This window comes from Agrobacterium radiobacter (assembly GCF_040801995.1).
In the GTDB taxonomy this organism is placed as follows: Bacteria; Pseudomonadota; Alphaproteobacteria; order Rhizobiales; family Rhizobiaceae; genus Agrobacterium; species Agrobacterium radiobacter.
On record NZ_JBEGHX010000001.1, the window covers coordinates 1,511,976 to 1,525,744 of the forward strand.

At 59.4% G+C, this 13,769-nt stretch carries 14 protein-coding genes; 3 read left to right on the forward strand and 11 right to left on the reverse strand.

Features of this window, described 5'->3' with window-relative positions; translation table 11 throughout:
* Positions 1-29: 29 nt before the first annotated feature.
* From MRBLRC7O_RS07625 to rpsD, 4 genes are all read right to left on the reverse strand, one after another.
* Positions 30-857, reverse strand: coding sequence for an inositol monophosphatase family protein (locus tag MRBLRC7O_RS07625; protein WP_003507900.1), 828 nt, complete (start codon positions 855-857; stop codon positions 30-32).
* A 16-nt stretch (positions 858-873) separates the two neighbouring features.
* A complete protein-coding gene (gene ttcA, locus MRBLRC7O_RS07630) occupies positions 874-1,800 on the reverse strand; it encodes a tRNA 2-thiocytidine(32) synthetase TtcA (RefSeq protein ID WP_003507898.1) in 927 nt (308 codons plus the stop codon).
* Between the two features lie 61 nt (positions 1,801-1,861).
* On the reverse strand, positions 1,862-2,791 hold the full coding sequence (locus tag MRBLRC7O_RS07635) for a glutaminase (protein WP_003507897.1): 930 nt from the start codon (positions 2,789-2,791) through the stop codon (positions 1,862-1,864).
* A gap of 69 nt (positions 2,792-2,860) precedes the next feature.
* A complete protein-coding gene (rpsD, locus tag MRBLRC7O_RS07640) occupies positions 2,861-3,478 on the reverse strand; it encodes a 30S ribosomal protein S4 (RefSeq protein ID WP_003507896.1) in 618 nt (205 codons plus the stop codon).
* Between the two features lie 451 nt (positions 3,479-3,929).
* Between rpsD and MRBLRC7O_RS07645 the strand changes: the two genes are divergently transcribed.
* Positions 3,930-4,913, forward strand: coding sequence for a TerC family protein (locus tag MRBLRC7O_RS07645; RefSeq protein ID WP_003507894.1), 984 nt, complete (start codon positions 3,930-3,932; stop codon positions 4,911-4,913).
* A 39-nt stretch (positions 4,914-4,952) separates the two neighbouring features.
* Here the strand turns inward: MRBLRC7O_RS07645 and MRBLRC7O_RS07650 are convergent, their stop codons facing one another.
* The 7 genes from MRBLRC7O_RS07650 to MRBLRC7O_RS07680 all read right to left on the reverse strand — a co-directional run bounded on the left by MRBLRC7O_RS07650 (position 4,953) and on the right by MRBLRC7O_RS07680 (position 11,274).
* Entirely contained in the window at positions 4,953-6,470 is a 1,518-nt protein-coding gene (locus tag MRBLRC7O_RS07650; protein WP_003507892.1) for a helicase HerA domain-containing protein, read from the reverse strand.
* 126 nt (positions 6,471-6,596) lie between these two features.
* Positions 6,597-7,484 (reverse strand): EamA family transporter, encoded by an 888-nt coding sequence (locus MRBLRC7O_RS07655; RefSeq protein WP_080866252.1) that lies wholly within the window; start codon positions 7,482-7,484, stop codon positions 6,597-6,599.
* 37 nt (positions 7,485-7,521) lie between these two features.
* Positions 7,522-8,160, reverse strand: a complete 639-nt coding sequence (locus MRBLRC7O_RS07660; protein WP_003507888.1) for a LysE family translocator — start codon at positions 8,158-8,160, stop codon at positions 7,522-7,524.
* Between the two features lie 187 nt (positions 8,161-8,347).
* Positions 8,348-8,587: a hypothetical protein gene (locus MRBLRC7O_RS07665; RefSeq protein ID WP_003507887.1), complete on the reverse strand. Its 240-nt coding sequence runs from the start codon at positions 8,585-8,587 to the stop codon at positions 8,348-8,350.
* Positions 8,588-8,979: 392 nt separating this feature from the next.
* Complete coding sequence (gene murI / locus MRBLRC7O_RS07670; RefSeq protein ID WP_080866253.1) at positions 8,980-9,801, reverse strand: glutamate racemase; 822 nt, start codon at positions 9,799-9,801, stop codon at positions 8,980-8,982.
* Entirely contained in the window at positions 9,785-10,627 is an 843-nt protein-coding gene (locus MRBLRC7O_RS07675) for an RNA methyltransferase (RefSeq protein WP_020810916.1), read from the reverse strand. The genes murI and MRBLRC7O_RS07675 overlap by 17 nt, the downstream gene beginning before the upstream one ends.
* Before the next feature lie 116 nt (positions 10,628-10,743).
* On the reverse strand, positions 10,744-11,274 hold the full coding sequence (locus tag MRBLRC7O_RS07680; protein WP_031234015.1) for a hypothetical protein: 531 nt from the start codon (positions 11,272-11,274) through the stop codon (positions 10,744-10,746).
* Positions 11,275-11,489: 215 nt separating this feature from the next.
* Between MRBLRC7O_RS07680 and MRBLRC7O_RS07685 the strand changes: the two genes are divergently transcribed.
* Both MRBLRC7O_RS07685 and MRBLRC7O_RS07690 read left to right on the forward strand, forming a co-directional pair.
* A complete protein-coding gene (locus MRBLRC7O_RS07685) occupies positions 11,490-12,704 on the forward strand; it encodes an NADP-dependent isocitrate dehydrogenase (protein WP_080866254.1) in 1,215 nt (404 codons plus the stop codon).
* 350 nt (positions 12,705-13,054) lie between these two features.
* Positions 13,055-13,681, forward strand: a complete 627-nt coding sequence (locus tag MRBLRC7O_RS07690; RefSeq protein ID WP_003507880.1) for a glutathione S-transferase family protein — start codon at positions 13,055-13,057, stop codon at positions 13,679-13,681.
* Positions 13,682-13,769: the final 88 nt, after the last annotated feature.

A 13,769-nucleotide genomic window follows, 5' to 3' on the forward strand; every position in this document is an offset into this window, starting at 1 on the left:
GGCGATATCCTTCTTTCTGAGCGTAACGACTATAAAGCGACGATTTCCCGTCGCAGCATCTTCCAGCTTTCCTTGTCGGGAGCGGACAGGATGCCACCCTCCGTTTGTCCCGGCCGATAGGGCGTATTGTCGAAACGGGCCGTATAACCACCCGCCTCCTGATGAACAAGCACGCCGGCGAGATGATCCCACGGCATCAGCTTCTCATGGCCGATGAAATGCAGCTTGCCGGCCGAGGCGAGCCAGTATTCATGTGCCGAGCAATTGATTGAAAGCGCCATCTTTATCTTCGCCATATTGGCGGCGATCACCGGACGGCGATCCTGATGGCTGTGGCCCCAGGAGAAAATGCCGACCATTTCGGACAATGGCACGGGATCGGCGACCTTGAGCTTCGCCTGCGAACCGTTCCTGCGGTTGAGAAACGCGCCCTCGCCTTTCAGGGCGACGATGGTGTCACCCATGACAGGATCATGAATGAAACCCGCCACCGTCTCGCCCTTGACTGTAACCGCAAGCAGCGTGCCGAAAGCGGGAAAACCGGAAGCATAATTGAAAGTGCCGTCGATGGGATCGATCACGAAAGCAAGCGGCGCATCGGCAAGCGCCGGAATGACGGATTGGTCCGCCTCATAGGTCTCTTCGCCGACTATATGGGCCTTCGGGAACCGCTGCAGCAGAGCGGCTGTTATTGCTTTTTCAGCGAGAACATCCGCCTCGGTAACGAGATCGACGGCGGAGGTTTTTTCCGAGATAGCGCCGGCGCTCAGGTTTCGGAAGCGGGGAAGAATTTCGTTCGCGCCGGCAGCGGCAACGGTGGAAATGAGAAAGTCGATATCTTTATCGGAAAGGGTCATCGGGCGGGGCACTTCTTCATAAGGGGGAGTTGGCCTCCCTACGCTCTTCAGGTGACGCCCCGGTGACAGAAAGCGCCGAGAAATCAAAAAGCTTCGGATCGAGCAGATGCGACGGATTGACGTGGGCAAGCGCCCGCAGCATCACGTCCTTGCGGCCGGGCATACGCCTTTCGATGTCTGCCAGCATCTCCTTCATGGCATTGCGCTGAAGCCCGTCCTGCGAACCGCAGAGGTCGCAGGGAATGATCGGGAATTCCATCGCCGCCGCGAATTTCGCCATATCATCTTCGGCGCAATAGGCGAGCGGGCGCAGCACCATCAGGTCACCCTCGTCATTCATCAGCTTTGCCGGCATGCCTGCAAGGCGACCACCATGGAAGAAGTTCATGAAGAAGGTTTCGAGAATATCCTCGCGGTGATGGCCGAGCAGCAATGCGTCGCAACCCTCTTCCCGCGCGATGCGGTAAAGATTGCCGCGCCGGAGCCGCGAACAGAGGGAACAATAAGTCCCGCCCGAGGGCACCTTCTCCTTCACCACCGAATAGGTGTCGCGATATTCGATGCGATGGGCAACGCCGATCTTCGCCAGATATTCCGGCAGCACATGCTTCGGGAAATTCGGCTGGCCCTGATCGAGATTGCAGGCGATCAGCTCTACCGGCAGCAGACCGCGCCATTTGAGATCAAGCAGCAGCGCCAGAAGACCATAGCTGTCCTTGCCGCCGGAAAGGCCGACAAGCCAACGCTTCTGGCCCTTCAGCATGCCGAAATCTTCAAAGGCCTGACGGACATTGCGCAGAAGCCGCTTGCGCAGCTTGTTGAACGAGACTGAGCGCGGTGCATTGTCGAACAGGGGATGCGAGCTGCCGTTTTCTTCGGACGGGTCCTGATCTGCCCCGACCCTGTCGGCGATGTCATCGATCTTGGTGAGAATGTTCATCATCAGCTCGCTCCGGCACGACTGCCGTTCTTAGTGCAGGCAATGCCCCCATCCGCCGGCAATATCAAGCCCCGAATACGGACCAGCCGGTTTTCGTCGCCAGCATTTCCAGCGCCTGTGACCCGAGTGCCGAATTGCCGACCTTGTTGAGACCCGGCGACCAGACCGCAATCGACGCCTTGCCCGGCGCCACCGCCATGATGCCGCCGCCGACGCCGCTCTTGCCCGGCAGGCCGACATGATAGGCGAAATCGCCCGATCCGTCATAATGGCCGCAGGTCAGCATCAGCGCGTTGATGCGCCGCGCCCGCCGGTCCGAAACGACCGTGTGGCCGGTGAGCGGATTGCGGCCGCGATTGGCGAGAAATAGCCCGGCCCGCGAAAGCTGCGCGCAGGTCATGGACAGCGCGCATTGGTGAAAATAGACGCCCAGCGTATATTCGACGGGATGGTGCAGATTGCCGAAGGAGCGCATGAAATTGGCGAGCGCGAAATTGCGAAAACCCGTCGCCTGCTCGGATTTCGCCACCGTGTCGTCGATGCTGATCGTGTCATCGTCAGCGAGATAACGCACGAAACGCAGAAGCTCGCCGATTGCCTCACGCGGCTGGTGGCCGGAAAGAACGATATCCGTCACCACGATGGCACCGGCATTGACGAAGGGATTGCGCGGAATGCCGTGCTCGTGCTCCAGCTGGACGATGGAGTTGAAGGACGACCCCGACGGTTCGCGCCCTACCCGATTCCACACCGTTTCCCCCGCCTTGCCGAGCGCCAGCGTCAGCATGAAGACCTTGGAGATGCTCTGGATCGAAAACGGCGTGAGCGCATTGCCGGCCGTATAGGTGGTTCCGTCGACGGTGGTGATGGCGATGCCGAACTGGTTGGGATCGACCTTGGCAAGTTCGGGAATGTAATCCGCGACCTTCCCCTCACCCAGCCTGGGCACCATGCTGTCGTAAATGGAATCGACGATCGCCTGAATGTCCTGCATGCAAAGCCTTCCCCAGCAAACAAAAAAGCCGCCCCGAGGGGCGGCTTTCTCAATACTGAAACGCGTCGATTAACGCGAGTAGAATTCGACGACCAGATGCGGTTCCATGACGACCGGGTACGGAACGTCAGACAGAGCCGGGATGCGAGCATAGGTCGCAACCATCTTGTTGTGATCGACTTCGATGTAGTCAGGAACGTCGCGCTCTGCGAGCTGAACGGCTTCGAGAACGGTCACCAGCTGCTTGGACTTCTGGCGAACTTCAACAACGTCGCCCGGCTTGCAACGGTAAGAACCGATGTTGACGCGAACGCCGTTAACCGTGACGTGGCCATGGTTGATGAACTGACGCGATGCGAAAACGGTCGGAACGAACTTGGCGCGGTAGACGATGGCGTCCAGACGCGACTCGAGCAGGCCGATCAGGTTCTCGGAGGTATCGCCCTTGCGACGGTTTGCTTCGTCGTAGGTGGCGCGGAACTGCTTTTCGCGCAGTTCGCCGTAGTAGCCCTTGAGCTTCTGCTTGGCGCGCAGCTGCGTGCCGAAGTCGCTCATCTTGCCCTTGCGGCGCTGGCCGTGCTGGCCCGGGCCGTATTCGCGGCGGTTTACCGGGGACTTCGGACGGCCCCAGATGTTTTCGCCCATGCGGCGGTCGATTTTGTACTTAGCCGATTCGCGCTTGCTCATCGTATTTCCTTCTCAAAAGGTTATGCCGGCCTGTTGCCAAACCGGTTTAAGGAAACACGCCCTCCTCTGAAGCCCGTTTCAGGGCCTCTGACAGGCTTCTCACATGCAAATGGAGAAACCACGGGACATGTCGGTGATATTGACCGCCGAACGTCAGTTATTAAACTGCAGGGCAGTCAACAAAACACACCGGACATCACTGCCCGGCGTTGGGGCGGCTTCTAAACATGTTTTACAAATTTGTCAAACAAAGCCTGCCGCTTTTTTCTCGAACCGGCCCTTGAAAAGCCTGAAGGCTCTCCTATCTCTCCATCGTGATCAGAACTCGGGCCCCTCTGGCGTGTTACCGGACAACACGTGATGTCGAGTTTCTTTAGGTTGGGGCCCACGCATATTCTTCACGCACGTTCCCCATCCGCAAAGCCAACCTCGTCCGGCTAAAGGTTGACTGATGGAGTTCCTCCTCAACGATTTTCTCGGTACCCCCACATGGATGTGGGCGGTCTTCATTTCTCTCGTCCTTGGCCTCCTGGCGCTCGATCTTGGCGTATTGCACAAGAATTCCAAGGAAATCGGCATTCGTGAAAGCCTGCTGATGTCAGGCTTCTATATCGCCATCGGTTTGGCCTTCGGCGGCTGGATCTGGTACCAGTCCGGCCAGCAGTCGGCGATGGAATATGTCACCGGCTTCGTGGTCGAAAAAAGCCTGGCGATGGACAATATCTTCATCATCGCCATGATCTTCTCCTATTTCGCCATTCCCCGCCAATATCAGCACCGCGTGCTGCTCTGGGGCATCCTCGGCGTCATCGTCCTGCGCGGTATCATGATCGCCGGCGGTGCGGCCATCGTCGAAAACTTCCACTGGGTGCTTTATCTCTTTGCGGCCTTCCTCGTCTTCACCGGCCTCAAGATGCTGTTCTCGTCAGACCATGACGAATCGGACATCGGCAACAACCGCATCCTGAAATTCCTGCGCAGCCGCCTTCCGGTGACGGAGAAGCTGCATGGCGAGAAGTTCTTCGTCAAGGAAACGGATGCGACCACCGGCAAGCTGAAGACCTTCGTGACGCCGCTCTTCCTGGCGCTCATCATGGTCGAAATCGCCGACCTTATCTTCGCGGTCGATTCGATCCCGGCAATCTTCGCGATCACCACCGATCCGTTTATCGTCTATACCTCGAACATCTTCGCGATCCTCGGCCTGCGCGCCCTTTACTTCGCGCTTGCCGCCCTGATCCACCGATTTGCCTATCTGAAATATGCGCTGGCTGCGGTTCTGGTTTTCGTTGGTTCCAAGATTTTCGTCGCCGACATGCTCGGCATCGCCAAGATCCCGCCCGCCGTCTCGCTCGGCGTCACCGTCGCCATCCTCGCAACCGGCATCATCGGTTCGCTGATCGCGACACGCAAGGAAGCAAAGGCCGTAGAATAAGGCCTTCAACGGCAAGCGGCAGGGAAACCTGCCGCAACCTCACTCCGCCGCAAGCCTCGCATCATCCTCCGCCGCATCCGCATCGCCGGGTGCGGTTTTTGCATCGAGATCAGGGAAAGCCACGATGCGCTTGCCGGAGAAATCGGCATGTACCACCACAAGCTCCTTCTCCTCGAAATAACCGAGAAGACGGCGCGCGCGGCGGGCGGAATGGGTGCCATAGGCGCGGGCGATACGGGCGTCGGACGGGCAAGGCTCCTCCCCCAGCGCCGCCTTGACCAACAGCAGGAAAACCCCCTGCAGATCGTCGGAAACCGACATCGACAACTCCAGCGCCTTCTGCCAGCCTTCGCTTGCCGCCATCGTCGCATCCACGCCTGAGCGTGCAATCGCCACCTGCCGGCGGAAATCCGCCAGCGTCATCGGCGTGCCGGGAATGCGGCGCATGCGGGCGCGCACCAGAAAATCCTGATAAAGCACGGCGTCGGTGCGATAGGCCGATTGCGGATCGTCGAGAATTTCGACCAGCACAGCGGCGATCTTCTCCTCTCGCTCCTCCGGCGTCAGCTCCGGCTGACCTGCACGCGGCGATGGCTCCGGCGAAGGACCGACGGCGGCGGGCGTGGAACGGGAGAGCTCGGCGAGAATATCGGTCGTCGGACGTGGTGCTGGCGGCGTACGGCGCACGACAGCGCGCGTGAACTCTTCCGGATCAGGCGTGAAGATCAGGTCTTCCACATCCTGCGGCGCATCCGGCAGCGGCATCAGCTTCGGCGAGGACGAGCGCGCCGAGGTTTCCACCGCCCCGATGACGATGGGCAGCGGCCGGCGCGACAGCGCAGGTCCAAGCGCCACGAAATTGCCGCGCTGCAGATCGCGGAACATTTCCGCCTGTCGCCGGTCCATGCCGAGCAGGTCGGCGGCGCGCGCCATGTCGATATCGAGAAAGGTGCGGCCCATCAGGAAGTTCGAGGCTTCCGCCGCCACGTTCTTGGCGAGCTTGGCAAGCCGCTGCGTGGCGATGACGCCGGCAAGCCCGCGTTTACGGCCGCGGCACATCAGATTGGTCATCGCGCCGAGCGACGCCTTGCGCGCATCCTCGGTCACCTCACCGCCGACGGAGGGTGCAAACATCTGCGCCTCATCCACCACGACCAGCACCGGATACCAATATTCGCGATCCGCATCGAACATGCCGTTGAGGAAAGCGGCTGCGGCACGCATCTGCTGCTCGATATCAAGGCCTTCGAGCGTCAGCACGCAGGAGACGCGGTGCTGGCGAATGCGGTTGGCGATGCCCGCAAGCTCGGCTTCCGTGCGCTCGCCATCCACCACCACGTGTCCGAATTTATCGGAAAGCGTGACGAAATCGCCCTCGGGATCGATGATGACCTGCTGCACCCATTGCGCCGATTGCTCCAGCAGCCGGCGCAGGAGATGCGACTTGCCGGAACCGGAATTGCCCTGCACCAGCAAACGTGTCGCAAGCAATTCTTCAATATCGAGCTTGGCCTGTTGCCCGCCCGATAGGGTTCCCATGTCGATGCCGACCTGCAATGTTCCATTCCTCGTGCTGCATGTCATCCGGCCGATTCCCTTGGCGGCGGCCGAACATGCTCTTTACCAAAAAATCGCCTGTTGCGTCTGCCCCATGCCGATAATGCACAGGCAATTACGCCGCATCTATGCGGTCCCGGACGAGACCCGCAAAAATGAAAGCCGCCTGCCGAACACATTCAGCATCAGGCCGATGATGACCAATGCGGCGCCGACCACTTCGAAGACGGTGATATGCTCCGCAAAAGCGAGATAGGCGCTGATGAAACCGACAATCGGCACCAGCAGCGAAAACGGCGCTACCGTTCCGGCCGGATAACGCAGAAGCAGGTAACTCCAGATGCCCGCGCCGACAATGGTCGCTCCATAGGCCATGTAGATCACCACGAAAGCCATCGTCGACGTCGCATTGAGCAGGCCTTCCGCGATCGCATCGGGTCCTTCCACCACCAGCGAAAGCAGGATCAACGGCAGAACGGGTACAAGGCTCGTCCATGCAACGAAGGAAACCGCGTTCACCTGGCCGATACGGCGATTGACGATGTTGCCGCAGGCCCAGGCAATTGCCGAGCCGACCCCCATCAGGAGCGGTATCAGCGCTGCGGCCGTCATGCGCTCCACGCCGATGACCGCCAGCCCGCCAAAAGCGATGACCGCGCCGAGGATCTGTGAAGGCAGCGGCCGTTCGCCGAGGAACACCACGGCAAGCGCCAGCGTGAAGAACGCCTGCGACTGCATAACCAGCGAAGCAAGCCCCGCCGGCAGGCCGAGCTTGATGGCCGGATAAAGCAGGCCGAACTGCACGAAACCCATCGCCATGCCGTAAACGATCATATGCCGCCACGGCACATTGGGTTTTGGCAGGAAAAACACCAAAGGCACCGCCGCAAAGAGGTAACGCACCCCGGTCAGAAATAAAGGCGGCATATCGGCGACGCCCACCTTGATGACGACGAAGTTGAAGCCCCACAAAAACACGGTGATCAGGGCGAGAAGAATATGCGGCAATGCCATTTTGTTATGTCCGAATTTCAGGTGATCGAGACGTGCTTTACGCCGAAACCGCCCGCTTCCAGCCAAAGGTGATAAGACCGGCGCCGATCAGGAGACCGCCACCCGTTCGGTTGACGATGCGCTGGACCTTCGGCTTGCGGATCGTATTGCGGGCGGCACTTGCCAGCAGTCCATAAAGCGCCGCATTGCAGGTGGCAAGCACCAGGAATGTCGCTTCGAAAATCAGCACCTGCGGCCAGAAGGGCAGCGTCGGCACCAGAAACTGCGGCAGGAAGGCCACGAAAAACACGATGCTCTTGGGGTTCAGCGCCGTGACGATATAGGCATGCAGGAAGATTTTGAGCGGCCTTTCACGGCCCGTCACGCCTGTCCCCTCGGCACCTTCTCCGCCAACCGGCGAACGCCACAGCTTGATGCCGAGATAGATGAGGTAAGCCGCACCGATCCATTTCAGACCAGTGAAAAGCGCCGCCGATGTTGCAAGCAGCGCCCCGAGCCCCAGCATCGAGGCCGTCATGGCGGTGAAATCCCCAAGCGCCACGCCCGTTACCGTCGCGGTGCTCGCCTTGCGGCCGTGGCCGAGTGCGTAAGAAATTACCAGCAGGATCGTCGGTCCCGGAATGGCAAGCATGATGGCGGATGCGGCCACGAAGGCCAGCCAGTTCTCCAGTGGCATAATGAGTCTCCTTTATCCCGAGTCTTGAGCAAGCCACGGAAAATGTTTCGCTTCAAGCCGGATTTTACAAACCGTGCAGCTCTCTCGTAACAACCCGAAAAAACGTCTGTGCAGGATTTTCTCCGCCGTCGGCGGTCAAAGTTCGATACGGCCCCTCCCGCATGTCTGCGCGGGAGAGGCCATCACATCAAAACCGGGGCGCCCAGTGAGGAACCTCCCAATCCCGCCGCCGCTTTACGCGCGAGGGGTCAAGGCCGATGTCGACCAAAAGGCGCTCAGGCAGATCGGCAGGATCAGTCGGCGGCGCACGCGGCACCAGCGCGGCTGTGAGAACCGCTTTGAGAGTTTTCCAGACGCCGAATGTGACGAACAAGCGATCGACCGCATCCGGCAGCGCATATGCTACCAATGGTTGATTTTTCTGCATGGGAAATCCATCCCGGCGCGGCAAAGCGGCCAGGTCCTTTATCGATGGAAAACGACATGCCGAAACGGCGGGCGCAGCAGTCATGCCACGCGGACGCGCAAGTCACATGTCGGACGAAGTGAAAATGCCTAACGGCAGGGAAATCAGGCTTTAAGCCTTATCGGAGGGAGATGCCTCGCATCACATAACCACCGAAGACCATGCCGGAAAAGCCAGACATGCCGTTAAGGCGCATATTCATGTCATTGGTCATTCCACGCCTCCATTCATAGCGGTTACAGACGAGAAACATCTTACATAAGAAATCCGGCGCGACAAGAGGCCGCAATCTCGAATTGCAAAAGACGGGCAAAACAGATGCAAAAATACAACAGGCGGCTGGGCAGCGAAACTCAGGTCAACGAAACGCTGAGACCAAATCCCTGCATCAGCCGCCGGGTGGCAAAATCCGGCTTGCCTGATGTGAAGACGGCAAAATCGAAACCGTCAGGGTGCTCCGCATCCTGTGGCAGCGGCACCAGATGGCGGGCGCGCCTTGCGATCGCCTCGGCCGGGTCCAGCCAGTCCACCGGCCAGGGGGCCAGCCGGCGAAACACATTGGCCATGAAGGGATAATGGGTGCAGGCGAGAACGACGATGTCTGTGCGCTTGCCGTCGCTGTCGATGAAGCAGGGCTCTATTTCGGCCAGAACCGCCTCGTCCGAGACCGGCTCGCCCCTGATCCAGCTTTCCGCCATGCGTGCCAGATTTTCCGAGCCAACGAGACGGACATGACATTGGGTGGCGAAGGACTGGATGAGATCGCGCGTATAAGCGCGCTTGACGGTGCCCGGTGTCGCCAGCACTGAAACGAGGCCCGAACGGGTGCGCTCCGCCGCCGGTTTGATGGCGGGCACGGTGCCGACAAAAGTCATCTGCGGAAAGCGGGCGCGAAGATCGGCACCCGCGAGCGTGAAGGCCGTGTTGCAGGCGATGATGCAGACTTCCGGGCTGTAATCCTGCAGCAGCGTTTCGAAGAGCGAGAGAATGCGCGCCTTCAGCGCCTCCTCCTCCCAGCCGCCATAGGGAAAACCCGCATCGTCGGCCACATAGATGAAACCGCGCTCAGGCATCAGCACGCGCGCCTCGCGCAGAACCGTCAGCCCGCCAATGCCGGAATCGAACACCAGCACCGGTTTCAGTACATCGGCGGCCGCCTCACTCGTCTTCAGCATGCTCCCCGGTTCCCTTCGCCAATATTCCCTCTGCCGTTCCCGCCCGGCCTGCCTGCTTGGGCCATTGCCGGGGAAAACGGTCGAGCGAATTGATCACGCCACGGAAGACACTGATTTCCTGCTCGGAAAAGCCGCGTCTCGACAGCACCGCACGCAGATTGTCGACCATTTTCGGCTTTTTTTCAGGCGGATGGAAATAACCGCGCGCGTCCAGCGCTTCCTCGATATGTTCGAAAAGGCCGAAAACCTGTTCCTTGGTCGAAGGCCGCTGCTCGACCGATTGGAAAAGCGTCTCGCCCAGATCGTCCATGCCTGACTTCATCCACTCATAGGACATCAAAAGCACGGCCTGCGCGATGTTGAGCGAGGCAAAGGCGGGGTTGACCGGAAATGTCACAATCTCGTCGGCCAGCGCCACTTCCTCGTTGGTCAACCCCCAGCGCTCGCGCCCGAACAGGATGCCGGTTCTGTCGCCCGTCTTGAACTTTGCACGCAACGTCTCGGCAGCGGTAACGGGCGCACGCACCGGCTTGAAACCGTAACGCTCGCGCGCGGTCGTGGCATAAACGAAGTTCAGGTCCTTGATCGCCTCTTCCAGCGTCTCGAACACCTTCGTTGCATCGATGACATGATCGGCCTTGGAAGCGGCAGCGCGCGCTTTCTCGCTCGGCCAGCCGTCACGCGGATTGACCAGGCGCAATTCGGCGAGGCCGAAATTGGCCATCGCCCGCGCCACCATACCAATATTTTCGCCGAGCTGCGGTTCGACCAGAATGATCGCCGGGCCTTCCGCCACAAGTTCAAGCTCGCTGTTTGTGCCTGCCATCGTCTTTTGTCCGTTTTCTGAAGCGGCGCGTCGATTTTCGAACCGATACGCTAAAGCGCGCCTCACTGGCACAGATCGGCGCTAAAATCAAAGGCGGAGGGGTGTGAGCGTCCTCTTCACTCCCCCTTGATGATCGTCGCCATCTCTTCGCGCAGCGAATCCCTGCCCTCGTCGCCAACGCGATGAATATCGCTGATGACCGGCCGGCCATCCTCCTCGACGACGTCGAAATGCACTTCGTCAACCGTCGCCTTCATCTCCGCCTCGTCCATGCAGGCCCAGAGCTTGAATTTCGCCGTCACGTCAGTCACGCCGTCCTTCACCGCACCGGCCGTCACTGAAACTTCCTGCAGCGGGCAGCCATCCTGGGAGTTGGTCACGACATCGTAACCGAAGGGATCACCCTTCTCCCCGCTTTCTGCCTCGTAGGCCGGCTTCTTGGACGCTTCGTGATATTGTGCGACGAAATCCTTGCTGAACAGGCTGGTCAGCATGTCCTCATCAAAGATGTATTTCCAGTTCTCCGCATCGCCGGACCAGTTCTTGACGGTGATATCCATCACCTTCTGGACGGGATCGGCGGGCCCGGCAGCAAGGGCGCTGTGGGAAAAGAGGACGGCGGCAGTCAGAAGCAGAATATTCCGCATGATGTGATCCCGGGATAGGCCCGACAAGCGGGCGAAGCGATTCGCCTGACTGTATTCCGGCATTATGGTTTGGCAATGCGCAAAGCGTTATTGCGCTGCGCCAAAAAAGCGCCCCCTATGGCTTTGCCTCAGACGCTCGCAATGCTATAGCCGCACCGGATATTTTTCCGAATACCGGCGTTATCAGACGCCACAGCTTCGAAGGTGAGGAATTCATGGCAAAGATCAAGGTAGCCAATCCGGTCGTCGATCTCGACGGCGACGAAATGACCCGTATCATCTGGCAGCTCATCAAGGACAAGCTGATCCTGCCATACCTCGATCTCGACATCGAATATTACGACCTCTCGGTTGAAAACCGCGACGCCACCAACGACCAGGTCACGGTCGATGCGGCGCACGCCATCAAGAAGCACGGCGTCGGCATCAAGTGCGCCACGATCACCCCGGATGAAGCCCGCGTCGAGGAATTCGGCCTGAAGCAGATGTGGAAGAGCCCTAACGGCACGATCCGCAACATTCTGGGCGGCGTCATCTTCCGCGAGCCGATCATCTGCAAGAACGTTCCGCGCCTCGTTCCCGGCTGGACCAAGCCGATCGTTGTCGGCCGTCACGCTTTCGGAGACCAGTACAAGGCAACCGATTTCAAGTTCCCCGGCAAGGGCAAGCTGACCATCAAGTTCGTCGGTGAAGACGGTCAGGTCATCGAAAAGGACGTCTTCGACGCCCCGAGCGCCGGCGTTGCTTTGGCAATGTACAACCTTGATGAATCGATCCGCGAATTCGCCCGCGCATCCATGAATTACGGCCTGATGCGCAAGTGGCCGGTCTACCTCTCCACGAAGAACACCATCCTCAAGGCCTATGACGGCCGCTTCAAGGACATCTTCGAAGAAGTCTACCAGAGCGAGTTCAAGGCGCAGTTCGACGAAGCCGGTATCACCTATGAGCACCGCCTGATCGACGACATGGTCGCTTCCGCGCTGAAGTGGTCCGGCGGCTACATCTGGGCCTGCAAGAACTATGACGGCGACGTGCAGTCCGACACGGTTGCGCAGGGCTTCGGCTCGCTCGGCCTGATGACCTCAGTTCTTCTGTCACCGGACGGCCGCACAGTCGAAGCCGAAGCTGCGCACGGCACGGTTACGCGCCACTACCGCCAGCACCAGAAGGGTCAGGAAACCTCGACCAACTCGATCGCCTCGATCTTCGCCTGGACACGTGGCCTCGCCCACCGCGCCAAGCTAGACGACAATGCCGAGCTCGCAAAGTTCGCAACGACGCTCGAAACCGTCTGCGTCGACACCGTTGAAAGCGGCTTCATGACCAAGGATCTGGCCCTCCTCATCGGTCCGGACCAGCCCTGGCTCTCCACCACCGCCTTCCTCGACAAGATCGACGAGAACCTCAAGAAGGCGATGGCGGCTTAAGCCTGCTTTCCCAGCGACTTCAAAACCCGGCCTCAGCGCCGGGTTTTTTATGTGTACCGTAGAGCTGAAACGTCTGGTTTCTTTTTTGTTCACAGTATCTTGATTAGCTGTTGTACTAGGCGCAGACTTCGATTCCGCGTGCTGCGGCCAGTACAACAATAAGACAAAACTTAAATAGCATCTACTTGCACATAACTTGCCCGGCACAGTCAAACGTTCATCGGAGCATCAGCGCGGTCTTAGGGAACACGCGAAGGATGCTGCGGACTTAAAAAAAGCGAAGCGCAGGCGCGAAATCCGCATCGGTTTTCCCGGGATGCTTCGAGGATTTTGCTTGGGGAGGCAAAAGCATGAGTGAATTGATCTTCTACACCAACCCTATGTCGCGCGGACGCATCGCGCGGTGGATGCTCGAGGAAGTGGGCGTTCCATACCGAACGGAAATACTGGGTTTCGAGACCTCGATGAAATCGCCCGCCTACCGGCTGATAAATCCGATGGCGAAGGTGCCCGCCATCAAACACGGCGATACGATCGTCACCGAGGCGGCAGCGATCTGCGCCTATCTCGCCGATGCCTTTCCCGGCGCGAACCTTGCGCCCACGCCCAAGGCACGTGGGCTTTATTATCGCTGGATGTTCTTTGCCGCAGGCCCGCTGGAAATGGCGGCAAGCATGAAGGCGATGGGTTTCGAAGTGCCGAAGGAGAAGCTGCGCATGGCCGGCTGCGGCAGCTATGCGGATGTGATGAATACGCTTGAACGGGCCGTCAGCGAAAACCGCTTTATCGCCGGTGATCTCTTTACCGCAGCGGATGTCTATGTCGGTGCCCATATCGGCTGGGGGCTGCATTTCGGCACGATCGAAAAACGCCCGGCCTTTCTCGATTACATGGCCCATCTCACCGAACGCCCGGCCTTCAAGCGGGCCGCCCAGCTCGATGAGGAAGCGGCAAAGGACTTGCAGGCGACGGGCTGAAAGACGGGAACCGCTGTTCTGCGCCGGAGGCTTGAACCGGAATCAAAAGGGCGGGGGTAAAACCCCGCCCTTTTTGAATTTGCTCTCA

Coding starts and splice junctions, on each gene's coding strand:
- MRBLRC7O_RS07625 (WP_003507900.1), bottom strand. CDS start 857: ATGACCCTTTCCGATAAAGATATCGACTTTCTCATTTCCACCGTTGCC.
- ttcA (WP_003507898.1), bottom strand. CDS start 1,800: ATGATGAACATTCTCACCAAGATCGATGACATCGCCGACAGGGTCGGG.
- MRBLRC7O_RS07635 (WP_003507897.1), bottom strand. CDS start 2,791: ATGCAGGACATTCAGGCGATCGTCGATTCCATTTACGACAGCATGGTG.
- rpsD (WP_003507896.1), bottom strand. CDS start 3,478: ATGAGCAAGCGCGAATCGGCTAAGTACAAAATCGACCGCCGCATGGGC.
- MRBLRC7O_RS07645 (WP_003507894.1), top strand. CDS start 3,930: ATGGAGTTCCTCCTCAACGATTTTCTCGGTACCCCCACATGGATGTGG.
- MRBLRC7O_RS07655 (WP_080866252.1), bottom strand. CDS start 7,484: ATGGCATTGCCGCATATTCTTCTCGCCCTGATCACCGTGTTTTTGTGG.
- MRBLRC7O_RS07660 (WP_003507888.1), bottom strand. CDS start 8,160: ATGCCACTGGAGAACTGGCTGGCCTTCGTGGCCGCATCCGCCATCATG.
- MRBLRC7O_RS07665 (WP_003507887.1), bottom strand. CDS start 8,587: ATGCAGAAAAATCAACCATTGGTAGCATATGCGCTGCCGGATGCGGTC.
- murI (WP_080866253.1), bottom strand. CDS start 9,801: ATGCTGAAGACGAGTGAGGCGGCCGCCGATGTACTGAAACCGGTGCTG.
- MRBLRC7O_RS07675 (WP_020810916.1), bottom strand. CDS start 10,627: ATGGCAGGCACAAACAGCGAGCTTGAACTTGTGGCGGAAGGCCCGGCG.
- MRBLRC7O_RS07680 (WP_031234015.1), bottom strand. CDS start 11,274: ATGCGGAATATTCTGCTTCTGACTGCCGCCGTCCTCTTTTCCCACAGC.
- MRBLRC7O_RS07685 (WP_080866254.1), top strand. CDS start 11,490: ATGGCAAAGATCAAGGTAGCCAATCCGGTCGTCGATCTCGACGGCGAC.
- MRBLRC7O_RS07690 (WP_003507880.1), top strand. CDS start 13,055: ATGAGTGAATTGATCTTCTACACCAACCCTATGTCGCGCGGACGCATC.